The organism is Pseudomonas sp. CNPSo 3701 (assembly GCF_028674975.1).
In the GTDB taxonomy this organism is placed as follows: Bacteria; Pseudomonadota; Gammaproteobacteria; order Pseudomonadales; family Pseudomonadaceae; genus Aquipseudomonas; species Aquipseudomonas straminea.
This window is the reverse complement of record NZ_JAQZSI010000009.1, coordinates 79732-101684: the sequence shown is the minus strand read 5'-3', so window position 1 is coordinate 101684 and position 21953 is coordinate 79732. Positions and strand designations below refer to the sequence as shown.

The following is a 21953-nucleotide window of genomic DNA, read 5'->3' as shown; positions in this document are numbered from 1 at the left end:
ATGAGCCCCGACCCGCAGGCCGGGGGCGCATCTGACGGCGAGCGTGTTACCGGTGCCGGGCACCGGTCGGGGTTACTTGAGCAGTACCCACTTGCCGCCTTTCACGGTGATCAGCTCACGGCCGCGCACGTCGAAGCCGCTGTGATCTTCCGCGCTCATGTTGTACACGCCCTGGGTACCGGCCAGTTCGTGGGTGCTTTCCAGCGCATCGCGCAGGGCGGCGCGAAACTCCGGGGTGCCCGGCTGGCCTTTCTTCAACGCGCTGGGAATGGCGTTTTCCAGCAGCAGGCCAGCGTCATAGACGTTGGCGCCGAAGGTCGCCGGCGCGCTGCCGTTGAGCTTGGTGTAGTCGTCGATGTACTTGCGGGCCACGGCTTTGGACGGGTGATCGTCCGGCACTTCGTCGATCACCAGCATCAGGCTGGCAGCGAGGATGGTGCCCTCGACCTTGCGCCCGCCGAGCTGCAGGAAGGCCGGCAGCGCCGCGCCGTGAGTCTGGTAGACCTGGCCCTTGTAACCCTGATCGACCAAGGTGGTTTGCGGCATCACCGCCGAGCCGCCGGGTGCGGCGATCAGCACGGCGTCCGGGCGCTGGGAAAGCACTTTCAGGCTCTGCCCGGTCACCGAGGTGTCCTGGCGCTGGAAGCGCTCGTTGGCGACGATCTTGATACCGTTCTTGGCGGCCAGGGCGCTCATCACCTTGCCCCAGTTTTCGCCGTAGGGGTCGGCGGTGCCGATCATCCCCAGCGTCTTCACGCCATTGTTGACCATGTGTTCGGTCAGCGCCTCGGCGATCAGCTCATCGTTCTGGGTGGTCTTGAACACCCACTTCTTCTGCTCGTTCATCGGCAGCACCACGGCGGCGGTGCCCACCGGGGCGAGCAGCGGCGTGCCCGACTCGGCGGCGAACTGGATGACGCCCATGGCGTTTGGCGAGCCGCTCGGGCCGATGATGGCGTCGACCTTCTCCTCGTCGAGCAGCTTCTTGAAGGCCTTGACCGTGGCGGTCGGGTCGCTGCCGTCATCGAGCGCGACGTAGCGGATGGCCTCGCCGCCGGCTTCGCTCGGCATCAGCGCGATGCTGTTTTTCTGCGGGATACCGACCAGGGCGATGGGCCCGGTCGAGGAGCTGATAACGCCGATCTTCACGTCGGCCTGAGCCGTCATCGACGCGCAGAGCGCGCCCAGTAGCAGGGTGGACACAGCTTTCTTGAACAGCATGTCGTACTCCGGGGTGCAGGGCTAATAACGGGCTCAACAGCCGTACCGCGGGGGTAGGGGTATCGCCTTCTCGTAATGGGCTCGGTGGTCTCACCGGCATAGCGCAACCGGTGAACAGCCGGCGGTGCAGCTGAGGGCGAAATTGCAGGTTGCATGCCAGAAATTTTCGGGTGGGGTTGGCGCGGGGGCGTTTGGCCTACAGCCAGGGCGGCCTGCAGAAGGAGGATTTGGCGTAGCCGGAAAACCTGACCGAACGCAGCAAAGCCGGGGGCTTGAGCATCCATTTTTCGGGTCTTTTTTGCGTTGAAAAAATGAGCTTTATTCTGTGTTTTTAGGGGCGTAAATTTTTTCTATCAGTGCTGATTTTATGATTTTTATTTTTGATCAAAAAATAGGCAGGTAACACCGTTGGTGTTGCTAATCTTGCTCGTTTTATAAAATAAATTGCTGTTTTTAAAAGATATTTACCATATTTTTCAGAAAATGCTGGTTTTCGAGGCGTTACCGAAATGCACGCACTTGGTGCTTTTTAGTGGAAAAGTGCACCAAATTACTCACCAATTAATTTTGAATATTCAATTGACAATTCACGTAATTCTGACGATTTTAGATTTACGCGAATCGGCAGCGCTGGCTGCCCGACGCAACGTTCAAGTAGGTGAGTGACATGCAGATGGTCATCGAGCAAATGAAGCTGGGCGGCGCCGGACTGACGGTAATGGTCAAGGACACCATCGATATCGCCGGCTACCCGACCCGCGCCTCCAGCCGTGCCCTGCAGGATGCCGCGCCGGCCGAGCAGCATGCGGCGGTGGTCGAGCGCCTGCTGGCTGGCGACTGCCAGATCCTCGGCAAGACCGTGTTGCATGAACTGGCCTACGGCACCACCGGCATCAATGCCTACGCCGGCACCGCAGAAAACCCGCGCTACCCCGGACGCATTCCAGGTGGCTCATCCAGTGGTTCGGCCGCCGCCGTGGCCGCTGGCCTGTGTGATTTCTCCCTGGGCACCGACACCGGTGGTTCGGTACGCATTCCCGCCTGCTGCTGTGGCGTGTTCGGTTTCAAGCCGACCTTCGGCCGTATCGACCGCCGCGGCACCATGCCCGCCCAGACCAGCCTCGACTGCATCGGGCCGTTCGCCCGCAATCTGTCGACGCTGAGCCAAGCCATGGCGGTGATCGACCCGACATTCGGGCCGGCGCCCGAGCTGGGCGACATCACTATTGGCGTAATTTCCGTACAAGCTGCCGGCGACATTCAGGACGCCCTCGATGCGCTGCTCGACGCTAGCGACCTGCCCCTGGGCCGCGTCGAGCTGCCCGACCTGCAGGGCGCCTATGACGCCGGCATGGTGGTGATCAACCGGGAAACCTGGAACGCCTGCGGGCATTTGCTCGCCACCGGCCTGGTCGGCGCCGATATCGCCGGTCGCCTGGAAGCTGCCGGGCAGACCAGTGACGCCGCCCTGGCGACCGCCGAACAGGTGCGCGAGCGCTTCAGCGCCGAAGTGGACGCTGCGCTGGAGCGCTTCACCGTGCTGGCCCTGCCGACCATGCCCGATTACCCGCTGCGCCTCGAGGAAGCCGCCGACACCCGCGCGGTGCTCGGCATGACCGCTTTCGTACGTCCCTTCAACCTGTCTGGCCACCCGGCGCTGAGCATTCCCTTCGAAGGGCAGGCCGGGCTGCCGGTGGGGCTGCAACTGATCGCCGCCAAGGGCGCCGACGAACTGCTGCTGGCAGTCGCTGGCGAGCTGCTGCGGCGTCTCGATTCCAACCTCCTGTGATCCCGGAGCCTGTCATGAATTCGCTCAATCTGGCCGGCAAGCCGCCCGCCGCTCCCATTACCGACAGCCAGGCCTTCAAGGACCTGCTGGCCGATATCAAGCAGCGCGGCCGTGCCGGCGAGTTCGATCGCCTGGGTCATATCGCACCGGACGTGATCGAGTCGTTCAAAGCCGTTGGCGTGTACCGCGCCCTGGTGCCGCGTCGCTTCGGTGGCGACGAGCGTTCGCCTGGCGAGTTCTGTGCCATGGTCGAGGAGATCGCCAAGGCCGACGGCTCCGCCGGCTGGGTTGCCAGCTTCGGCATGAGCCCGGTCTACCTGGCCTCGCTGCCGCTGGAAACCATCGAGCAGGTGTATGCCGATGGCCCGGACGTGGTGTTCGCCGGCGGTATCTTCCCGCCACAGCCGGCTGACCCGGTGGAAGGCGGCTTCAAGGTCAACGGCCGCTGGAAGTATTCCAGCGGCTGCATGGGCGCCTCGCTGGTCGGTGTCGGTATCGCCCCCAAGAACGGCGACAAGCTCGACCTGCCGCGCTTCGCGGTGATGCCGCAGAGCAAGGTACGCATCGACCAGACCTGGGACACCGTCGGCCTGCTGGGTACCGGCAGCCACGACCTGGTGGTCGAGGGCGTGGTGGTGCCCGAGGCCTGGACCTTCGTGCGCGGCGGCCCGGCCAACCTCGACGAGCCGTTCTTCCGCTACCCGTCGCTGTCGTTCGCCACCCAGGTTTTGTCCGTGGTCGGCCTGGGCGTGGCTCGCGCCGCGCTGGACGAGCTGCGTGACATGGCCGCCGGGCGCATCTCGGTGACCGGCGCACCGGCAGTAGCCGACCGTCCGCTGGCCCAGGTCGAGATCGCCAAGGCCGAGGCCGCCCTGCGCGCCGCCCGCTGCTTCTTCTACGAAGCCATCGACGATGTCTGGCAGCTGGTGCTCGCCGGCGAGCCGCTGCCGGCGGAAAAGATCAACCTGCTGCGCCTGTCCTCGACCCACGCCGTGCGCGTTGCCGCGGAAGTGGCGCGTAGCGCGCAGATGCTCTCGGGCATGACCGGCGTCTACAACAGCAGCCCGCTGGCGCGTTTCGTCAACGACGCCCAGGTGGTGACCCAGCATGCCTTCATGGGCGACGTCACCTACCAGAACGCCGGCGCCATCTTCTTCGGCAAGCAACCCTTGCCGGGCTACCTCTGACCTTTCCCGGAGCCAAATCATGAGCGAGAAAAAACCACTGCGCGTGCTGTTCTGCATGGGCATCAACCAGAACTTCTTCGACGCCGCCCGTGACGAGCAGCTGGAAGTCTGGGCCGCATTCAGCGCCATGTGGAACGGCATCCACGACCTGCCGGGCGTGACCGTGTTCGGCAACATGGACGACGACCAGAGCATGGTCGGCCCGAGCAGCGGCTACCCCTGGACCACCTACCTGCTGGCCGACGTGCCGGACCTGGAAACCGTGCACGCCGCTTGCAACCTGTTGCGCACCACCGCCGTGGGCAGCGGCCCGTACAAGCTGTGGCGCTACGTGAAGATCGAGGCCCGTACCGGCCGCGAACTGATCATCCAGCGCGCGTGAATGCCATGTCGACCATCGCCGAACTTCACGCCCGCCTCGCTCGCTTCGAAACCGAGCATGCCGTGCGCGCCTGCATGAACCGCTACATGGTGCTGTGCGACGCCCTGGATGCCAGCACGCCGCTGGACGAACTGGCCGGCCTGTTCACCCGCGAGGCCGTGTGGGAAGGCAAGGGCGCCAAGTACGCCGCGAGCTTCGGCGGCTACCGCGGCCGTGAAGCGATTCGCGCGATGTTCGCCACCTACATGAAAACCCCGGCGCACTTCGCCCTCAACGTGCACTTCCTGACCAGCGAGCTGATCGAGGTGCAGGGCGAGGGCGCGACCGGCAGCTGGGTGATGTTGCAGACCTCGACCTTCGCCAGCGGCGCTTCGCACCTGAATGCGGCGCGTCTGACCGTGCGCTTCGCCGAGGAAGAGGGGCAATGGCGCATGGCGCATTTCCAGACCGAGAACCTGTTCAGTCGCCCTGTCAGCGCCTGGAACAGCGAGGCGCAGCTGCCGGTGCCGAACAAAGCGGCCGAATGACCCGAGACTTTTTTGCAGTCGGCCAGATAAGCCGACCAGGAGCCAACCGTGAATAACATGATCGATGTCGTGAATCTCGAATGCGACCCCGCCGAACTGGTCAAGGCCGACCGCGTGCACACCTCGCTGTACACCGACGCCAAGCTTTTCGACGCCGAGATGGAAAAGATCTTCTATAGCACCTGGGTGTGGGTCGCCCACGAGAGCGAGATCCCGGACGCCGGCAGCTACAAGAGCACCTTCATCGGCAAGCAGCCGGTGATCGCCGTGCGTGACCGCAAGAAGCAGGTTCACGTGCTGCTCAACCGCTGCCGTCACCGTGGCGCCACCGTGTGCGAACACAAGAAGGGCAAGACCAACAGCTTCGTCTGCCCGTACCACGGCTGGGGCTACGCCCTGGACGGTTCGCTGCGCGGCATTCCGCACCCGGACAGCTACGGCGAGTGCCTGGACAAGAGCGAGCTGCCGCTGGTCAGCCTGCGTACCGAAAGCTACGCCGGGATGATCTTCGCCACCTTCAAGGACGACATCGAGCCGCTGGTCGACTTCCTCGGCCCGGCCAAGAAGTGGATGGACCTGTTCATGAAGCAGGGCGCCGGCTACGGCATCAAGGTGCCGGGCGAACACCGCTTCCGCTTCCCGGGCAACTGGAAGATCCAGCTGGAAAACACCACCGACGCCTACCACTTCCCGCTGGTGCACAAGTCGTTCCTGCACTCGGTCGATCAGCAGACCATGGACATGCTCGACTTCGTCGACGGTTCCGGCTACGTCGAAGACCTTGGCAATGGCCACAGCGTGATGGTGATGATCCCCGATCTGATCGACCTGGAAGCCAACCTCGACGCACCGATCCCCACCCGCTTCGAGAGCCTGGCGCAGGAGCTGCGTGACGAAGGCATCGAGGAGCAGCAGGTGCGCCGCGTCGTGCGTGCGGTCGGCGGCTCGGGTTTCAATCTCAACCTGTTCCCCAACGTCGCCTGCTCGATGGCGTTCTTCCGGGTGCTGCAGCCGATCTCGGTCAACGAAACGGAAATCCATCACTCGGTGATCACCATGGACGGCGGCCCGGCCGTGGCCAACCGATACCGCCTGCGTCTGCACGAACACTTCCAGGGCCCGATGGGCTTCGGTACCCCGGACGATTCCGAGGCCTGGGAGCGTGTGCAGAAGGGCGCCAGCGCTGGCGAAGACCTGTGGATCATGCTCAACCGCGGCCTGCCCGGCGAGAAACCCAGTGAAGACGGCCTGGTCAGCGACGTATCCGCTGAAACCGGCATGCGCGCTGCCTACCAGCAGTGGAAAAAGATGATGTCGGCCTGAGCGACGGAGAACTGAAAATGAATCTGCAATTGCTGCAAGAAGTCACCGCTTTCATCTGGGCCGAAGGCGACATGCTCGACCACAACGAGTACGACACCTGGCTGGCGCTGTGGGCCGACAAGGGCACCTACATCATCCCTATCGACCCCAAGGAAGAAGACTTCGAGAACACCCTCAACTACGCCTACGACGACGCCCACATGCGCCAGTTGCGGGTGCAGCGGTTGATCGGTGGCGAGTCGATTTCCACCAGCCCGCAGCCACGCACCGTGCGCTCGGCGTCGAACTTCCGGGTGCTTGCCGAAGACGGCGACCAGGTGCGGGTACGTTGCTCCCAGCACCTGCGCGATTTCCGCAAGGACTCGCTCAAGCACTACAGCGCCGACCTGACCTATGACCTGGTGCGCAGCGGCGACAGCTTCAAGATCCAGCGCAAGCTGATCCGCCTGATCAACTCCGACGATACCCTCGCGGGCATCGGCTACATCCTCTGAGGGCCTGACCATGACGCAGATCGCACTGGTCACCGGCGCCGCTCAGGGTTTGGGTCTTGCCATCGCCAGCCGGCTGTTCGCCGCCGGCTATGCGGTGGTGATCACCGACCTGTCACCCGAGCGCGCCCAGGCGGCAGCCCAGGGCCTGGACGCCAGTGGCGAGCGGGTGCTGGCGCTCAAGCTCGACGTTGGCAGCAAGGCTGATTTCGAGGCCGCGCTGGCCGCCACCCTGGCCCGCTTCGGCGCCCTGCACGTGGTGGTCAACAACGCCGCGATGACCATGGCCACGCCGGTCATGCAGATCAGCCCGGAAGAGTTCGATCGCGTCATGAGCCTCAACACCCGCAGCGTGTTCGTCGGCTGCCAGGTGTTCGGCGCGCACATGGCCAAGGCCGGCTACGGGCGCATCGTCAACATGGCCTCGCTGGCCGGGCAGAACGGTGGCACCGCCACCGGCGCGCATTACGCCGCGTCGAAGGGCGCCATCGTCACCCTGACCAAGATCTTCGCCAAGGAACTGGTCGCCGGCGGCGTGACCGTCAATGCCATCGCGCCGGGGCCGATCAACTCGCCCATGGTGCACTCGGTGGTATCGGCCGAACGCATGCCGGGCATGCTCGCCAACATCCCGGTAGGGCGTCTGGGCGATGCGGATTTTCTCGGCGACCTGATCGTGCAACTGGCACGTCCGGAAGCCTATTTCACCACCGGGGCGACCTGGGACGTGAACGGCGGCTTATTCATGCGCTAAGCGCTGGACCAACCCATACGACGGCCGAACCAACGACCGCCTTTTACCTTGACGTGCAATGCGGGTGAACCCGAGATGACTGAACAACTCCTGACGGTGCAAGTGCACAAGCGCCAGCTGCAGGGCGACGGCGTCGTCGTCCTCGATCTGATTCCGGTGGGCGGCGGCACGCTGCCGGCGTTCGACGCCGGTGCCCATGTGGATATCCACATCGCCCCTGGCCTGGTGCGCCAGTATTCGCTTTGCAGCGACCCGGCCGACCACGCCGTCTACCGTCTCGGGGTACTCAAGGACCCCGCTTCGCGCGGTGGCTCGGTAGGCGTGCACAACACCTTGCTCGAAGGCTCCGAGGTGCAGATCAGCGCGCCGCGCAACCTGTTCCCACTGGCCAAGGCCGCCAGGCGTTCGATCCTGCTCGGCGGCGGCATCGGCATCACCCCGATGATCGCCATGGCCTACGCCCTGCACGCCAGGGGCGAGGATTTCGAGCTGCACTACTGCGGCCGTTCGCGCAGCCGCAGCGCCTTCCTCGAGCAGCTGCAGAGCGTCGCCTTCGCCGACCGGGTATTCACCCACTTCGATGACGAAGCGCCCGAGCAGAAGCTCGATATGGACGCCGTGCTCGGCCAGGCCGAAAGCGGTGTGCACATCTACACCTGCGGGCCGACCGGGTTCATGGAGTGGGTGATCGGCGACGCGCTCAAGCGCGGTTACGCGGACGATCACATCCACCGCGAATACTTCCAGGTGGAGGTCGACAACAGCGGCGGCAGCTTCGAAGTGGTCGCCGCCCGCAGCGGCAAGAGCGTGCAGGTGGCCGAAGGGCAAAGCATTCTCGAAGCCCTGGCGGATGTCGGCATCAAGATCGAGATTTCCTGCGAGCAGGGTATCTGCGGCACCTGCCTGTGCGACGTGCTCGAAGGCGAACCGGACCACCGCGACGTGTACCTCACCGACGACGAGAAAGCGGCCAACGATCAGATCCTGGTTTGCTGCTCGCGCGCCAAATCCCCAAAACTGGTTCTGGACATCTAGGAGAACGGAGATGGTCGACGTAACCGGATTCCGCAATGCCATGGCCCGTCTCGGCGGCGCCGTTTCTGTGATCACCACCGACGGCCCGCACGGGCGCTTCGGCTTCACCGCCTCGGCGGTGTGCAGCGTCACCGATTCACCGCCCACCCTGCTGGTGTGCATGAATCGCGCGTCCACTTCCAACGCGCACTTCAAGAACAACGGCGTGCTCTGCGTGAACGTGCTCAGCGCCGCGCTGCAGGATATTTCCGGGGTGTTCTCCAACCGCGAGATGAACTCCGAGCAGCGTTTCGCCGCCACCTCGTGGACGACCCTGGAAAGTGGCTCGCCGGTGCTGGAAGAGGCGCTGGTCAACTTCGATTGCCGCATCGCCCAGGTCCATGAAGTCGGTTCGCACAGCATCTTCTACTGCGAGGTGCTGCACATCAAACAGGGCGACGCCGAAGAAGGCCTGATGTACTTCAACCGCGCCTACCACCGCCTCTGCGAGTCTTCCAAGGCCGCGTTCTAAACCGTTTCAAGCCTACAAAAAGCCCGGCGCTACGGCGCCGGGCACGGGCCTTCTCACGCCCGTTTTGCGGATAACCGCGCCGTTCAGAGCGCCCGCAAATTCACTGCCACTGTTGATCTGCTCATACCTACAAGACCCCGGCTCGCCGGAAACAAAGGAGCATCACATGCACCCCAGCACTTCCCCGCTTGCGCGCGCACTGAAAAAAGTCGGCCTGATGGGCGCCGTTCTCGCCCCGATAACCGCCCAGGCGGATCTGGTCGACGACAGCCACCTCAAGGTGGACATGCGAAATTTCTACCTCAACCGCGACTTCACCAACAGCGACGCGCCGGCCTCCAAGGTCGGCAGCTGGTCCCAGGGTTTCGACCTGCAGTTCGCCTCCGGCTACACCGACACGCCGATCCAGTTCGGTGTCGACGTCAATGCCCAGTACGCCATCCGCCTGGACTCCCACGGCGATGACGGCACCCTGCCGATGGATTCGAGCAGCGGCCGTACCGCCAGGGACTACAGCCGCGCCGGCGCCACGCTGAAGATGAAGTACTCCAAGACCGAGCTGAAGGTCGGCGACATGCGCCCCGAGCTGCCGGTGGCCTGGCACGACCCGAGCCGCCAGCTGGACACCATCTACCAGGGCGCCGTGGTGGAATCCAAGGAAATCAGCGGGCTGACCCTGACCGGCGGGCGCTTCTGGTCGGCGGTTACCCGCGAGTCGTCCAACCACGAGAAATTCTACAAGTTCGGCTCCACCGACAACCTCGACAGCGACCGTGGCATGGACTTCGGTGGCGCCACCTGGGACATCACCAATAACTTCCAGGCCAGCTACTTCCACGCCGTGGTGCACGATATCTACCGCCAGCACTACGTCGGCTTCGCCCACACCGCCGACCTGGGCGGCGGCTTCGGCCTGCGCACCGACGCACGCTATTTCGATAACAAGGAAAACGGCGACGCCCTGAACGGCGAGATCGACAACCGCGCCTTCTCCGGCGGTTTCACCCTGACCAAGGGCGGCCACAAGGCGAGCATTGTCTACCAGCGCATGTTCGGCGACAGCATGTTCCCGACCCTCAACGGCTACATCCCGCAGTTCTACCTGCTGAACTGGGCCAACCAGCCGTTCATGCGCCCGCAGGAGCGTTCCTGGGGCATCGGCTATGGCTACAACTTCGCCGAGCTGGGCCTGCCGGGCCTGACCTTCAGCAGCCGCTTCATCAAGGGCAGCGACATCGACCTGGGTCGCGGCGTGAAGGGCGCCGAGAACGAGCGCGACCTGGCCCTCAAGTACGTGGTGCAGAGCGGCGCGCTCAAAGGCGTGGGCATCGAGTGGAAGAACTACCTGGTGCAGCAGCACGACTTCGGTAACGACTTCAACGAGAACCGCCTGTACGTGACCTACACCTGGAACGTTTTCTGAGGCCCCACGGCGCGGCGCCCGCCTGGGCGCCGCGCAGGTAACGATTGAGCCCCGCTGTAGCGGGGCGACAGGAGTGTGTATGTCCAGTACGACGCAAAAGGGCGGCCTCAGGCGCATCGTCGCCGCATCGGTGATCGGCAACGCCCTAGAATGGTATGACTTCTTTCTGTACGGCACCGCCGCTGCGCTGGTGTTCGGCCCGCTGTTCTTTCCGGCTGGCACCGACCCGGTAGTCGGCACCCTCGGCGCCTTCGCCGGTTTTGCCGTGGGCTTCGTCGCCCGGCCTTTGGGCGGTATCGTCTTCGGCCATATCGGCGACCGCCACGGGCGCAAGCTGGCGCTGGTTATAACTCTTTCGTTGATGGGTTTCGCGACCTTTCTGATGGGTCTGCTGCCGACCTTCGAGCAGGCCGGCTATCTGGCGCCGATCAGCCTGGTGATCCTGCGCATCGTGCAGGGCATCGCCTCGGGCGGCGAGTGGGGCGGCGGCGTGCTGATGCTCAGCGAAAACGCGCCATCGAGCCGCACCGGTTTCTATGCCTCGTGGAGCCAGCTGGGCGTGACCGGCGGCTTTCTGCTGTCTGCCGGGGCGTTCTATCTGGTGCAGCTGCTGCCAGACGACGACTTCATGAGCTGGGGCTGGCGCATTCCGTTCGTGGCCAGCATCGTGATTTTCGGCGTCGGCCTGTACATCCGCCGCAGCCTGCCGGAAAGCCGCGACTTCCAGCAGGACGTCGAAGCCAAGGCAGCGGCCAAGCACCTGCCGGCCATGCAGGTGCTGCGCGAGCATCCCAAGGCGGTGCTGCAGGCCATGGGCCTGCGCCTGGCGGAAAACGGCGGGGCGTACATCTTCCTGTCCTTCGCCATGGCCTATGCGAAGTTCACCGGCCTGGCGACCCAGACCGTGCTGATCGGGGTGATGATCGCCATGACTCTGGAGGCGTTCATGATCCTGTTCTGGGGTTGGCTGTCGGACGTCATCGGCCGGCGCACGGTGTACGCCATCGGTTCGGTGGGGCTGGTGGTCTTTGCCTTCCCGTTCTTCTGGCTGTTCGACACCCACGACACGCTGCTGGTCTACCTGGCGCTGATTCTTGGCCTGCCGCTCAGCCATGCGGCGATGATCGGCACCCAGCCGGCGCTGATGGGCGAGCTGTTTCCCACCCACGTGCGCTACACCGGGCTGGCCATGGGGCATGAGATCGCCTCGATCTTCGCCGGCGGTTTCGCGCCGCTGATCGCCACCGCGCTGTTCGCCCACTTCCAGTCGGCCTGGCCGGTTTCGGTGATGCTGGCGCTGTTCGGCCTCGTCACCACCATCACCCTGCTGACCATCCGCCAGGCGCCGTATCGCACCGGCACGCCGTGACCACCTTTCTCTCGTAACCCTCTTGCCCGTGCTTGCGCGGGCTTTTTTATCGCCGACTTTTTATCAACGACTAACCGGGAGCCGATATGACCCTTTATGAATTGATCACCTTCACCGTGCGTGTACGCACCCCGGCCGAGGCCATGCGCCGCCTGCAGGCGAGCCTGCAGATTCACCAGCCGGGCGTGGTGCTGGCTGGTTGCTGGGTGTCGGAGATCGGCCCGCAGAACCAGATCGCCATGCTGCGCGGCTTCCCGGATGCCGAGACCCGTGTGCAGGAGCGCGCCCGCTACCTGCAGGCGGCGGACGCCTTTGGCATCGCCGACCTGCTGCTGGAGATTCAGGTGGCCGATTACAGCCTGTTCCCGTTTCTCGAACCGCTGGCGCCCGGCGCCCACGGGCCGTTCTACGAGCTGCGCGAATACAACCTGATTCCCTCCGGCCTGGCGCCGACCCTGGCGGGCTGGGAGAAGGCCGTCGGGCCACGCACCGGGCCGCAGTACTCGGCGGTTTACGCAGCGTTCTACGCCACCTCCGGGCAGCTGCCGCGCTACCTGCATATCTGGCCCTACGCGAGCCTCGAACAGCGCCTGGATGTGCGCACTCGCGCGGTGGCTGATGGCGTGTGGCCGCCGGAAAACTCCGGCCCACAGTTGCAAAAGATGAATTCCACCGTGTACCTGCCGGCCAGCTTCTCGCCGCTGTGCTGAGCCGCAAAGGGCAAGACGGCACGCTCGGACAGATTGCTGGCCGGCATCGACAAGCTTTACCGCGCGGCCTGGCTAGGATGGCTGCATAACGACATGCCGAGTGCTGCCCCAGGCGCGCTCCTTTCCAATGCCTACATGCGAGGGTACTGCCATGACCAACGTTTCAATCACGCCGGCTGTTCAGCAATTTCTGCAGCGCCGGCACGGCTCATACATCGCCGGCCGTGCGGTGCACGACGAAAGTGGCGCGGCCATCGAGGTCATCAACCCGGCAACCGGTGAGGCGATTGCCGCCGTTACCGGCGCCAGCGCTGCGCAGGTGGAGGAGGCCGTGGCGTCCGCCCGTGCGGCGTTCGAAGGCAGCTGGGCACAAACCTCGCCGTACCAGCGTGGCGTGCTGCTCAATCGCCTGGCTGACCTGATCGAGCAGCACACGGAAGAGCTGGCGCAGCTCGAGAGCCTCTGCTCCGGCAAGGCGATCAACCTGGCGCGCGGTCTGGAAGTGGCGCAGAGCGCGGTGTTCCTGCGTTACTTCGCCGGCTGGGCGACCAAGATCAATGGCGAAACCATGACCCCGTCGCTGCCCTCCATGGCCGGCGAGCAGTACATGGCCTTCACCCGCCGCGAGCCGATTGGCGTGGTGGCCGGCATCGTGCCGTGGAATTTCCCGATCATGATCGGTATCTGGAAGATCGCCTCGGCGCTGACCACCGGCTGCACCGTGGTCGTCAAACCCAGCGAATTCACCCCGCTGACCCTGCTGCGCGTCGCGGAGCTGGCCATCGAAGCTGGCATTCCGGCAGGTGTTATCAACGTCGTCAACGGCCTGGGCTCGGTCGGCCAGCAGCTGATCGACCACCCGCGCATCAGCAAGGTGTCGTTCACCGGCTCGGTGCCGACCGGCATCGCCGTCGGCAAGGCGGCCATGGAAGCCAAGCTGACCCGCGCCACCCTGGAGCTGGGCGGCAAGAACCCGGCGGCGATGCTCGCCGACGTGGACATCCAGAGCGCCGTGCAGGGCATCGTCATGGCTGCGTTTTCCCACCAGGGGCAGATTTGCGCCTCGCCCGAGCGCCTGTACGTGCACCGCTCGATCGCCGACGACTTCGCCAAGGCTCTCGGCCAGGCGCTGCAGACCCTGAAAATCGGCTCGCCCATGGACGAGACCGTGCACTTCGGCCCGCTCGCCAACAAGCCGCATTACGACAAGATGCTGGCCTTCTTCGCCCGCGCCCAAGCCTCCAACACCGTTATCTGCGGCGCCAGGGCCCATGGCGACAAAGGCTACTTCGTCGAGCCGACGGTGATCCTCGCCAACGGCGCGGACGACCCCTTCCTGCACGAAGAAACCTTCGGCCCGATCATCTGCATCCTGCCGTTCGACGATGAGCAGCACCTGGTCGAACTGATGAACGACAGCCCCTACGGCCTCGGTGCCAGCATCTGGACCAACAACCTGTCCAAGGCACTGAGCCTGATTCCCAAACTGGAATTCGGCACCGTGTGGGTCAACATGCACACCTTCCTCGACCCGGCCGTGCCCTTCGGCGGCACCAAGGCCTCGGGCTTGGGCCGCGAGTTCGGCTCGGCGTTCATCGAGGATTACACCGAGCTGAAGTCGGTGATGATTCGGTATTGACTCAGTGGCTGGATTGCTGGCGCTTTGGTTTCAGTTGGGGTCAGGGATCGAATCGAAAAAAGGGGCAGACCTAGATCTGCCCCTTTTTCGTTGTAAACGTCTGCCCTCACTTCACCGAAAACTTGAACACCGTGTTCTGCGTATAGGTCTGCCCCGGATCAAGCCGTGTGGACGCGAATTTCGGCTGGTTCGGTGCGTCCGGGAAGTGTTGGGTTTCCAGGGTGAAGGCGCTCCAGTGGGCGTAGGTCTTGCCGGCTTTGCCTTTTACAGAGCCGTCCAGGAAGTTGCTGGTGTAGAACTGCACGCCCGGCTCGGTGGTGTAGAGCTGCAGGAGGCGGCCGGAGGCGGGGTCGTGGACTTCCGCGGCGAGTTGCTTGATGTCGCCTTTAGTATCCAGTGCCCAGTTGAAGTCGAAGCCGCCCTGTTTGGCCTCGGCGAATTTGAGCTGCTCGTGGTCAGCCTTGATGTGCTGGCCGATGGGCGTCGGTTTGCTGAAGTCCATCGGCGTGCCTTTGACCGGTGCCAGTTCGCCGGTGGGGATGAGCGTCTTGTTGACCGGTGTGTAGTGGCTGGCGTGCAGGGTGGCGACCTGTTTGAGGATGTCGCCGTTGCCGGCCCCGGCGAGGTTGAAGTAGCTGTGGTTGGTGAGGTTGACCACGGTGGGCTTGTCGGTGGTGGCCTTGTAGTCGATGTGCAGTTCGTTGTTGTCGGTGAGGCGGTAGGTGACTTCGGTTTTCAGGTTGCCAGGAAAGCCCATCTCGCCGTCCTTGGACAGGTAGGTGAGGGTTACGCCGACCGAATCCTTATCCTTCACCGGCTTGGCTTCCCAGACCTTCTTGTCGAAGCCCTCGGCACCGCCATGCAGGGCGTTCGGCCCGTCGTTGAGCGGAACCTGGAAGCGCTTGCCATCTAGCTCGAAGGCGCCGCCGGCCAGGCGATTGCCGAAACGGCCGATGGTGGCACCGAAGAATGCAGTGCCGCCTTCGTAGCCCTGCACATCATCGAAACCCAGCACCACGTCTTCGACCTTGCCGTTCTTGTCCGGCACTTCCAGGGCCTGCAGCACGCCGCCGTAGGTGATGATGGTGGCCTGCATGCCATGGCTGTTGCGCAACTGATACTGCTCGACGGGCGTGCCGTCACGGGTCTTGCCGAATGGCTTGTGTTCACTGGTCAGCCCTGCCGCGTTGGCGCCGGTGCTGGCGATCGCCAGGGAGAGGGCCAGGCCGGATAGCAGGTGATGAGGGTGGGTCATGGTCGAACTTCCTTTTATTGTTGTGGGAGTCGTTCTAACGCAAGCGGCCTTTGCTGCGGAGGCGGGCCGGAATAATCTTGATACGAAAAATCAGGTTAGCTGTTATCTGACAACCAGCTAGTCCGTTCGTCCCGGCATGGCCGATCAGATAGCTGGTTCAGCGCGAACTAACCCGCCGAGCGCGGCACTAAGGGGAAATCATGTCAGGCGCCGAGACTGGCATTGCTGCAGACAGGGAGAAGACTGAGTCATGAGCGACAGTGCATTGGAAACCGGGCCACGGACGGTGGTAATCCAGCTGCAGCCCGAGGATCTGGCCCTGGCCCAGCGCCTGCACTTCTGGCAGCACGTGCGCAGCCGTGGCGGGCTGATTCGCTTGGCTATTGTCTGGGTTGTGGCCACGACGGTCTTTGCCGGCCTGCTGCGGCTGATGGGAGACAAGGCCGTGATGCCGGTTGTGATCTTCGCCCTCATCGCGCCGGTCGCGGTGCTGGCCTTTCCGTACCTGATCACCCATCTGCTGGGCGGGGTCGCGGCACGCCGAACCTTCAGGCAGCAAAAAACCTTACATAAACCTGCCAAGTTGACCTGGAACGAGCAGGGCGTGCTGATGCAGAGCGAGTACGGCGATGCCCGCATACCTTGGGCGGATCTTCGCAAGGCGCGCGAAGATCAGCGGGTGATTCTGCTCTACGAGTCCGACCGCCTGTATCGGTTGATCCCCAAACGCTGCCTGTCCGCCACGCAACTGGCTGATCTTCAGTCCTGCCTGGTGGCCGCTCCGCCGGGCTGATACTGATGCTGCGGCTGCCACTGGCGGATCGCCTCTAACACCTGATCCTGATAGCCGTGCAGTTTGCGCGCCTTGTACGGTGAGTGGCTGATTGCCACGATCGGTGCGCTGTAGTGGATGGCTTCGGCCAGGCGATTCAGATAGGCGTGGCCGTTTTCTCGATATTTGGCCAGCTCCTCGTCATTCAGGCGGATCAGCACGCGGCAGCTCACGGCGCCGTGGTGGCACTCCACGTCGAGCAGCAGGCCGCTGTCGTCTTCGAGCAGGAGCCAGGCGTGGGGTTGGTGGTCGATGACTTTCATGGCCCGTCAGCCCTTGCCGATTGTCTGCTGGGAAAACAGCGTGCGGATCGCCTCGCGGTATTCGCGGCTGCCGGTGCGCATGCTGTTGTTGTGGTTGCCGCCGTCGATCAGCAGCAGGCGTTTGGGCTGGTTGGCCGCCTGGTAAAGGCTTTCGCTGAAGCGCGCCGGCACGTAGCGGTCGCCGGTGCCGTGGGCGATCAGCACCGGCACCTTAATGTCGCCGATCTTGCTCAGGGAATCGAATTTCTGCGACAGCAGCCAGCGCACCGGCAGCGAGGTGTATTCGGCGGCCACGGCGGTGGCGGCATCAGCCAGGTTGGTGAAGGTCGATTCGATGATCAGCCCGGCCAGCGGCGGCGTATGGCGATCACGGCCCAGGGAGTCGGCGAGGTTGACCGCCACCGCGCCGCCAAGGGAATGCCCGTAGATAAAGCGTTTGGCAGGATCCGGCTGCAGCTCGGTCAGGCGTTGCCAGGCGATTTCGGCGTCTTCGTAGAGGGTGCGTTCGGAAGGCAGGTCGCCGCGGCTCTCGCCGAAGCCGCGGTAGTCGATGGCCAGTACCGCGAAGCCCATGGCGTGCAGTTGCTCGATGCGAAACAGCTGGCCGGTGAGGTTCCAACGCGAGCCGTGCAGGTACAAGAGGGTCGGTGCGTTCGCCTTGCGGGCCGGCCACCACCAGGCATGGATGCTCTGATTGTCGCCGAACTCCGGCACGCTGAGGGTCATGTCTTTCACGCCGGCCGGCAGGCCGTGGAACCAGCTGGCGGTGCCCGGCTCGATGCGAAACACCAGTTCGCGCTCTTTCTCTTCCAGCTTGGTGCAGCCGACCGGCAGGCCGACGGCCAGGCACAGCAGCAAGCCGATGCTGAACCAGCGACGACGCAGGGTGTGGATAAGTGTGGTGGCCATGGCTCTCCGCGGAGTTTGCAAACGTAACGCGCGCCGCGCTTCGCTCACGGGCGGCGCAGGGGCGGGGGGAAGTGATAGGCGAATAGACCGAAACGCCACGCCGGCGTTCGCCTGCGTCGCTACTTTCGGGTATCGAGTTGTAACCGCAGCATGCCAGGGCTGCTGGCGCTTTCAAGCCTACGTTATGCTGCGCCGCTGAATTCCTGCGGACGCCACCATGACGCCCACTCCTGCCGATTTGCGCCGCCCGGCCGGTGCCACCCTGGTGCTGCTGGCCTCACTGTATTGCGCCCAGGGTCTGCCGTCGGGGCTGATCGCCCATGCGCTGCCGGTGCTGCTGCGTCAGCATGGCGTGGACCTGGCGGTGATCGGGCTGCTCAAGCTGCTGGCGTTGCCCTGGCTGCTCAAGGTGCTATGGGCGCCGTGGGTGGACCGCCTGTCGTCGCGGCGCCTGGGCCATCACCGTGGCTGGATTCTGCCGCTGCAGGGCGCGGTGGTGGCGATCCTGCTGATCCTGGCGCTGCTCTCACCGGACTCGCTGTTCGGCGCGCACTTGCCGCTGCTGCTTGGCCTGCTGGTGCTGGTCAACCTGGCAGCGGCGACCCAGGACATCGCCACCGACGGCCTGACCGTGCGCCTGTTGCCCGAGCGCTGGCGCGGGCTGGGTAACAGCCTGCAGGTCGGCGGCTACAAGGTCGGGATGATCGTCAGTGGTAGTGGCCTGCTCTTGGTGATCGACCGCGTGGGCTGGAACCTGTCGCTGCTGGCGCTGACCCTGCTGGTGGCCCTGATGCTGCTGCCGGTGTGGCGCTTCGCCGAAGCGCGGCAGCTGCCGCCGGTCGCTACGGCAGCCGAGCCAATGGGCGTTGGCCTGCTATGGCGCCACTACCGCGGCCTGTTAGCGCTGCCGGGTATGGGCCTGTGGCTGGCGGTGGTGCTGACCTTCAAGCTGGGCGACGCCTTGGGCTCGCCGATGATCAAGCCGATGCTGGTCGACCAGGGCTGGAGCAACGCCGAGCTGGGCCAGCTGACGTTGATCAGCAGCCTGGTCGGCATCGGCGGGGCGTTGCTGGGCGGCCTGTTATATGCGCGCCTGGGTGTGCTGCGCGCGCTGCTGATCTTTGGCACCTTGCAGGCGCTGAGCCTGGCCGCGTTGGCGCTGCTGGTCAGTCGTGGCGGCGATGCATCGCTGGTGTATGCGCTGACGCTTTGCGAGCAAGCGGCCGACGGGTTGTCCACAGTCGCGCTGTTCGCCGCGATGATGCGCCAGTGCCGCCCGGGCCACGAAGGGGCGGACTTTACCCTGCAGGCTTCCACGCAGACTCTGCTCGGCGGCTTCGTCGGTGCGGCCAGCGGTGTGCTGGCCAAGGCGCTGGGCTATGACGGGTTGTTCGTCTGTGCCGGAGTACTCGGGCTGGCGGCATTGCTGCTGGTGGCTCGCTACTTTCGTCGACACGGTTGGCGGTAGCCTGCGGATCGTTCGTGGTCCGGGTCGGGCGTAGCGACACCCGGGGATTCCTGGGTATCGCTGCGCTCAACGCCAGGCTACGGGCTCAATCCTCGAACTGCACCGGGCAGGTGGCGCCTTCGAGTTTCTGGATTTCCTCGATCACATGGGGGCGGGCGTGGCGCAACACTAACTGGCGGTTCTGCGCCATCAGGCGGCGCGCCTCCAGATGAAGCATCTCTACGCCGGCGTAATCGATGAAGTTGATGTGCCGGGCGTCGACCACCACCCGTTCGCCGTGACTCAGTTGCAGGATTTGCTGCACGTAGTGGCAGGCACCAAAGAAGATCGAGCCTTCCAGGCGCAGCAGTTCGTCGTCGCCGTCGCGGGTGTATTTGAAGCGCGGCTGCGAGGTGCGCTTGAGGTAGAAGAACAGCGAAGCCAGCACGCCGGCGTAGATCGCTGTTTGCAACTCCAGCACCAGGGTGGCGAGCAGGGTCAGCAGCATCACCACAAACTCCGCGCGGCTGACCCGCAACAACGCGCGCACGCCTTCGATATCCACCAGGCCCCAGCAGATCAGCAGGATCGCCGCGCCCATGCTGGGCAGGGCGATATGGGCGATCAAAGGCGCGCAGAACAGCGCGAAGGCCGCCACCAGCAGCGCCGAGAACACCCCGGCCATTGGCGAGGTGGCGCCGCTCTGCAGGTTCAGCGCCGAGCGGGTGAAGGAGCCGGCCGACAGCGAGCCGGAGAACCACGGGCCGAACATATTGGAAAGGCCCTGGGCGCGCACTTCCTGGTTGGCGTCCAGCAACTGCTGGGATTTCGCTGCCAGCGAGCGGGCGATGGACAGGCTGGTGACCAGCCCGAGCATGCCGCAGGCGATGGCGGCGGGCAGCAGGCCAAGCAGGCTGTTGACCTCGAAGTGCAGCAGGGTGAGTGGCGGCAGCGAACCCTCGAAGGCATCGACCAGGCGGATGCCGGCGAAGAAGCCGGGCAGGGCGGCAACCAGCAGGCTGCCGGCGACCACACCGATCAGCAGCGCTGGCAGGCGCGGCCACAGGCGCCGGCAGACTAGGCTGACCGCCAGGGTGGAGGCCGCGACCAGCATGGCGTGCCAGTCGGCCTGGCCCAGATGCTGGCCGAGGTCGAGCAGAGTCGCCACGGCGGTGCGCTGGCTTTCCAGTTCCAGGCCCAGCAGGTTGGGCAACTGGCCGAGGGCGATCACCAACGCGGCGCCCAGGGTGAAGCCGAGGATCACCGATGGTGAGACGAAGTTGACCAGGTTGCCGAAGCGCAGCAGCCCGAGCAACCACTGGAACAGCCCGGCGAGGAAGGTCAGCACCAGCACCAGGGCGACGAACTCGTCGCTACCTGGCCTGGCCATGGGGCTGACGCTGGTGAATAGCACGATGGAAATGGCTGCCGTCGGCCCGCCGATCAGGTGCCACGACGAGCCCCACAGGCAGGCGATGATCACCGGCACGATGGCCGCATACAGGCCGTACTCGGCGGGTAGCCCGGCGATCAGCGCGTAGGCGATCGATTGCGGCAGGGCGAGGATAGCGCCGCTCAGCCCGACCAGCAGATCCGTGCCCAGCGTGCGCCGGGTGACGGTCGGCCACCAGAGCAGGAAGGGGAACAGGCTGTAACGGCTGGGTAGGCGCATGCGGTTTTTCGTTAAGTGATCCGGTTGGTGGGCAGGGTAGCAGAGGTGTTGGTCATCACGTCTGCGGCTTGAGAAAGGCGAAAGCAGACTTTCAGCAACCTTGTGGGAGCGGGCCATGCCCGCGAACTGCGGATTTCGCGGGCATGAACTAGGCGTCCCCCGCCCGCTCCCACATTCGATCTCGCCGCAAACAGGCTTACAGCTTGGCCTTCACCGCCGCGACCGCATCGCCGCCCTCGCGGGTGGTGACGCCCTTGAGCCAGCTGTCGATCACCTCGGGGTTGGCCTTGAGCCAGTCTTTCACGGCCTGGTCGTTGCTGGCCTGTTTGCTCAGCACCTTGTCCATGATGGCGTTCTCCATGTCCTGGGTGAACTTCAGGTTGCTCAGCAGCTTGCCGACGTTCGGGCACTGCGCCGCATAGCCCTTGCGGGCCAGGGTGTTGACGCTGCCGCTGTCGCCAAAGTACTTCTCGCCGCCCTTGAGGTACTTCATGTCGTACTGCACGTTCATCGGGTGCGGGGTCCAGCCGAGGAACACCACGAACTCGTCGCGCTTCACCGCACGGCCGACCTGCACCAGCATGGCCTGCTCGCTGGACTCGACCAGCTTCCAGTCCTTCAGGCCGAATTCGTTGGCGGCAATGATCTCCTTGATCGACTCGTTGGCCGGCGCGCCGGAGGCGATGCCGTAGATCTTGTGGCCGAACTTGTCGGCGTGTTTGTTCAGGTCGGCGAAGGTCTTCACGCCGGCGTCATAGGCGTAGGTCGGCACCGCCAGGGTGTATTCGGTGCCGCTGAGGTTCTCGGTGACTTTATCCACAGCCCCATTGGCGACGAACTTGTCGTAGTTGGCCTGCTGGGCCGGCATCCAGTTGCCGAGGAACACGTCTACCTGACCTTTCTGCAGGCCGGCGAAGATGATCGGCACGCCCAGGGTCTGGGTCTTCACCTCATAGCCCAGGCCATCGAGCACCAGGCTGGCAATGCCGTTGGTCACCGCGATATCGCTCCATCCGGGATCGCCGAGGGTAACGGTGGCGCAGCTGGCATCTTCGGCGTGGGCTTGGCTAGCCAGGGTGACGGCCAGGAGCAAGCTACCCGCGACGGTTTTCTTGAGTGTCTTCATGCCTATTTCCTTATGCTGGTTTTCTGTTGGGCAGGCTATGCGACGCAAGCGAGCGCACCGGGTTCCTGCTTTCTGGCGGGTCACCCGG

Annotated in this window: 21 protein-coding genes; 15 read left to right on the top strand and 6 right to left on the bottom strand. The window is 64.4% G+C overall.

Annotation, left to right across the window (positions count from 1 at the left end; all coding sequences use genetic code 11):
- Positions 1 to 72: 72 nt before the first annotated feature.
- Positions 73 to 1221 (bottom strand): ABC transporter substrate-binding protein, encoded by a 1149-nt coding sequence (locus PVA39_RS22225; RefSeq protein WP_274125905.1) that lies wholly within the window; start codon positions 1219 to 1221, stop codon positions 73 to 75.
- Between the two features lie 667 nt (positions 1222 to 1888).
- Here PVA39_RS22225 and PVA39_RS22220 point away from each other — a divergent pair.
- The 13 genes from PVA39_RS22220 to PVA39_RS22160 all read left to right on the top strand — a co-directional run bounded on the left by PVA39_RS22220 (position 1889) and on the right by PVA39_RS22160 (position 14361).
- Positions 1889 to 3010: an amidase gene (locus PVA39_RS22220; protein WP_274125904.1), complete on the top strand. Its 1122-nt coding sequence runs from the start codon at positions 1889 to 1891 to the stop codon at positions 3008 to 3010.
- A gap of 14 nt (positions 3011 to 3024) precedes the next feature.
- A complete protein-coding gene (gene iacA, locus PVA39_RS22215) occupies positions 3025 to 4197 on the top strand; it encodes an indole-3-acetate monooxygenase (RefSeq protein WP_274125903.1) in 1173 nt (390 codons plus the stop codon).
- 19 nt (positions 4198 to 4216) lie between these two features.
- Positions 4217 to 4579, top strand: a complete 363-nt coding sequence (locus PVA39_RS22210; RefSeq protein WP_093506612.1) for an IacB protein — start codon at positions 4217 to 4219, stop codon at positions 4577 to 4579.
- A 5-nt stretch (positions 4580 to 4584) separates the two neighbouring features.
- The gene (locus tag PVA39_RS22205) at positions 4585 to 5106 is read left to right on the top strand and encodes a nuclear transport factor 2 family protein (RefSeq protein WP_274125901.1); all 522 of its coding nucleotides are present in this window, start codon (positions 4585 to 4587) and stop codon (positions 5104 to 5106) included.
- Positions 5107 to 5163: 57 nt separating this feature from the next.
- The gene (locus PVA39_RS22200; protein ID WP_443201003.1) at positions 5164 to 6429 is read left to right on the top strand and encodes an aromatic ring-hydroxylating oxygenase subunit alpha; all 1266 of its coding nucleotides are present in this window, start codon (positions 5164 to 5166) and stop codon (positions 6427 to 6429) included.
- 17 nt (positions 6430 to 6446) lie between these two features.
- The gene (locus tag PVA39_RS22195) at positions 6447 to 6923 is read left to right on the top strand and encodes an aromatic-ring-hydroxylating dioxygenase subunit beta (RefSeq protein ID WP_274125899.1); all 477 of its coding nucleotides are present in this window, start codon (positions 6447 to 6449) and stop codon (positions 6921 to 6923) included.
- 10 nt (positions 6924 to 6933) lie between these two features.
- Entirely contained in the window at positions 6934 to 7674 is a 741-nt protein-coding gene (locus tag PVA39_RS22190; RefSeq protein WP_274125898.1) for an SDR family NAD(P)-dependent oxidoreductase, read from the top strand.
- Between the two features lie 75 nt (positions 7675 to 7749).
- Positions 7750 to 8709: a PDR/VanB family oxidoreductase gene (locus tag PVA39_RS22185; protein ID WP_274125896.1), complete on the top strand. Its 960-nt coding sequence runs from the start codon at positions 7750 to 7752 to the stop codon at positions 8707 to 8709.
- A gap of 10 nt (positions 8710 to 8719) precedes the next feature.
- Positions 8720 to 9220, top strand: coding sequence for a flavin reductase (locus PVA39_RS22180; RefSeq protein WP_093506624.1), 501 nt, complete (start codon positions 8720 to 8722; stop codon positions 9218 to 9220).
- Between the two features lie 166 nt (positions 9221 to 9386).
- Positions 9387 to 10643 carry an OprD family porin gene (locus PVA39_RS22175; protein ID WP_274125893.1) on the top strand — a complete coding sequence of 419 codons (1257 nt, stop codon included), beginning with the start codon at positions 9387 to 9389 and terminating at the stop codon, positions 10641 to 10643.
- A gap of 79 nt (positions 10644 to 10722) precedes the next feature.
- Positions 10723 to 12012: an MFS transporter gene (locus PVA39_RS22170; protein WP_274125891.1), complete on the top strand. Its 1290-nt coding sequence runs from the start codon at positions 10723 to 10725 to the stop codon at positions 12010 to 12012.
- 86 nt (positions 12013 to 12098) lie between these two features.
- Positions 12099 to 12722, top strand: a complete 624-nt coding sequence (locus PVA39_RS22165; protein ID WP_274125889.1) for an NIPSNAP family protein — start codon at positions 12099 to 12101, stop codon at positions 12720 to 12722.
- A 151-nt stretch (positions 12723 to 12873) separates the two neighbouring features.
- On the top strand, positions 12874 to 14361 hold the full coding sequence (locus tag PVA39_RS22160) for an aldehyde dehydrogenase family protein (protein WP_274125887.1): 1488 nt from the start codon (positions 12874 to 12876) through the stop codon (positions 14359 to 14361).
- Positions 14362 to 14467: 106 nt separating this feature from the next.
- Here the strand turns inward: PVA39_RS22160 and PVA39_RS22155 are convergent, their stop codons facing one another.
- Positions 14468 to 15616, bottom strand: a complete 1149-nt coding sequence (locus PVA39_RS22155; protein ID WP_274125886.1) for an aldose epimerase family protein — start codon at positions 15614 to 15616, stop codon at positions 14468 to 14470.
- A 250-nt stretch (positions 15617 to 15866) separates the two neighbouring features.
- On the opposite strand from PVA39_RS22155, the gene PVA39_RS22150 reads away from it, so the two are divergent.
- A complete protein-coding gene (locus PVA39_RS22150; protein ID WP_274125884.1) occupies positions 15867 to 16409 on the top strand; it encodes a YcxB family protein in 543 nt (180 codons plus the stop codon).
- Here PVA39_RS22150 and PVA39_RS22145 read toward each other — a convergent pair.
- Positions 16376 to 16711 carry a hypothetical protein gene (locus tag PVA39_RS22145; RefSeq protein WP_274125883.1) on the bottom strand — a complete coding sequence of 112 codons (336 nt, stop codon included), beginning with the start codon at positions 16709 to 16711 and terminating at the stop codon, positions 16376 to 16378. The genes PVA39_RS22150 and PVA39_RS22145 overlap by 34 nt on opposite strands.
- A 6-nt stretch (positions 16712 to 16717) precedes the next feature.
- Positions 16718 to 17620 (bottom strand): alpha/beta hydrolase, encoded by a 903-nt coding sequence (locus PVA39_RS22140; protein ID WP_274125882.1) that lies wholly within the window; start codon positions 17618 to 17620, stop codon positions 16718 to 16720.
- Between the two features lie 217 nt (positions 17621 to 17837).
- Here PVA39_RS22140 and PVA39_RS22135 point away from each other — a divergent pair, with 217 nt between their 5' ends.
- The gene (locus tag PVA39_RS22135) at positions 17838 to 19088 is read left to right on the top strand and encodes an MFS transporter (RefSeq protein ID WP_274125880.1); all 1251 of its coding nucleotides are present in this window, start codon (positions 17838 to 17840) and stop codon (positions 19086 to 19088) included.
- Between the two features lie 85 nt (positions 19089 to 19173).
- Here the strand turns inward: PVA39_RS22135 and PVA39_RS22130 are convergent, their stop codons facing one another.
- Together PVA39_RS22130 and choX are read right to left on the bottom strand one after the other, a co-directional pair.
- The gene (locus PVA39_RS22130) at positions 19174 to 20739 is read right to left on the bottom strand and encodes a SulP family inorganic anion transporter (RefSeq protein ID WP_274125879.1); all 1566 of its coding nucleotides are present in this window, start codon (positions 20737 to 20739) and stop codon (positions 19174 to 19176) included.
- 196 nt (positions 20740 to 20935) lie between these two features.
- Positions 20936 to 21865 carry a choline ABC transporter substrate-binding protein gene (choX, locus tag PVA39_RS22125; RefSeq protein WP_274125878.1) on the bottom strand — a complete coding sequence of 310 codons (930 nt, stop codon included), beginning with the start codon at positions 21863 to 21865 and terminating at the stop codon, positions 20936 to 20938.
- Positions 21866 to 21953 lie beyond the last annotated feature (88 nt).

What these genes read in the sequence shown, in the direction of transcription:
- PVA39_RS22225 (WP_274125905.1), bottom strand. Translation starts at nt 1,221, where the DNA reads ATGCTGTTCAAGAAAGCTGTGTCCACCCTGCTACTGGGCGCGCTCTGC.
- PVA39_RS22220 (WP_274125904.1), top strand. Translation starts at nt 1,889, where the DNA reads ATGCAGATGGTCATCGAGCAAATGAAGCTGGGCGGCGCCGGACTGACG.
- iacA (WP_274125903.1), top strand. Translation starts at nt 3,025, where the DNA reads ATGAATTCGCTCAATCTGGCCGGCAAGCCGCCCGCCGCTCCCATTACC.
- PVA39_RS22210 (WP_093506612.1), top strand. Translation starts at nt 4,217, where the DNA reads ATGAGCGAGAAAAAACCACTGCGCGTGCTGTTCTGCATGGGCATCAAC.
- PVA39_RS22205 (WP_274125901.1), top strand. Translation starts at nt 4,585, where the DNA reads ATGTCGACCATCGCCGAACTTCACGCCCGCCTCGCTCGCTTCGAAACC.
- PVA39_RS22200 (WP_443201003.1), top strand. Translation starts at nt 5,164, where the DNA reads ATGATCGATGTCGTGAATCTCGAATGCGACCCCGCCGAACTGGTCAAG.
- PVA39_RS22195 (WP_274125899.1), top strand. Translation starts at nt 6,447, where the DNA reads ATGAATCTGCAATTGCTGCAAGAAGTCACCGCTTTCATCTGGGCCGAA.
- PVA39_RS22190 (WP_274125898.1), top strand. Translation starts at nt 6,934, where the DNA reads ATGACGCAGATCGCACTGGTCACCGGCGCCGCTCAGGGTTTGGGTCTT.
- PVA39_RS22185 (WP_274125896.1), top strand. Translation starts at nt 7,750, where the DNA reads ATGACTGAACAACTCCTGACGGTGCAAGTGCACAAGCGCCAGCTGCAG.
- PVA39_RS22180 (WP_093506624.1), top strand. Translation starts at nt 8,720, where the DNA reads ATGGTCGACGTAACCGGATTCCGCAATGCCATGGCCCGTCTCGGCGGC.
- PVA39_RS22175 (WP_274125893.1), top strand. Translation starts at nt 9,387, where the DNA reads ATGCACCCCAGCACTTCCCCGCTTGCGCGCGCACTGAAAAAAGTCGGC.
- PVA39_RS22170 (WP_274125891.1), top strand. Translation starts at nt 10,723, where the DNA reads ATGTCCAGTACGACGCAAAAGGGCGGCCTCAGGCGCATCGTCGCCGCA.
- PVA39_RS22165 (WP_274125889.1), top strand. Translation starts at nt 12,099, where the DNA reads ATGACCCTTTATGAATTGATCACCTTCACCGTGCGTGTACGCACCCCG.
- PVA39_RS22160 (WP_274125887.1), top strand. Translation starts at nt 12,874, where the DNA reads ATGACCAACGTTTCAATCACGCCGGCTGTTCAGCAATTTCTGCAGCGC.
- PVA39_RS22155 (WP_274125886.1), bottom strand. Translation starts at nt 15,616, where the DNA reads ATGACCCACCCTCATCACCTGCTATCCGGCCTGGCCCTCTCCCTGGCG.
- PVA39_RS22150 (WP_274125884.1), top strand. Translation starts at nt 15,867, where the DNA reads ATGAGCGACAGTGCATTGGAAACCGGGCCACGGACGGTGGTAATCCAG.
- PVA39_RS22145 (WP_274125883.1), bottom strand. Translation starts at nt 16,711, where the DNA reads ATGAAAGTCATCGACCACCAACCCCACGCCTGGCTCCTGCTCGAAGAC.
- PVA39_RS22140 (WP_274125882.1), bottom strand. Translation starts at nt 17,620, where the DNA reads ATGGCCACCACACTTATCCACACCCTGCGTCGTCGCTGGTTCAGCATC.
- PVA39_RS22135 (WP_274125880.1), top strand. Translation starts at nt 17,838, where the DNA reads ATGACGCCCACTCCTGCCGATTTGCGCCGCCCGGCCGGTGCCACCCTG.
- PVA39_RS22130 (WP_274125879.1), bottom strand. Translation starts at nt 20,739, where the DNA reads ATGCGCCTACCCAGCCGTTACAGCCTGTTCCCCTTCCTGCTCTGGTGG.
- choX (WP_274125878.1), bottom strand. Translation starts at nt 21,865, where the DNA reads ATGAAGACACTCAAGAAAACCGTCGCGGGTAGCTTGCTCCTGGCCGTC.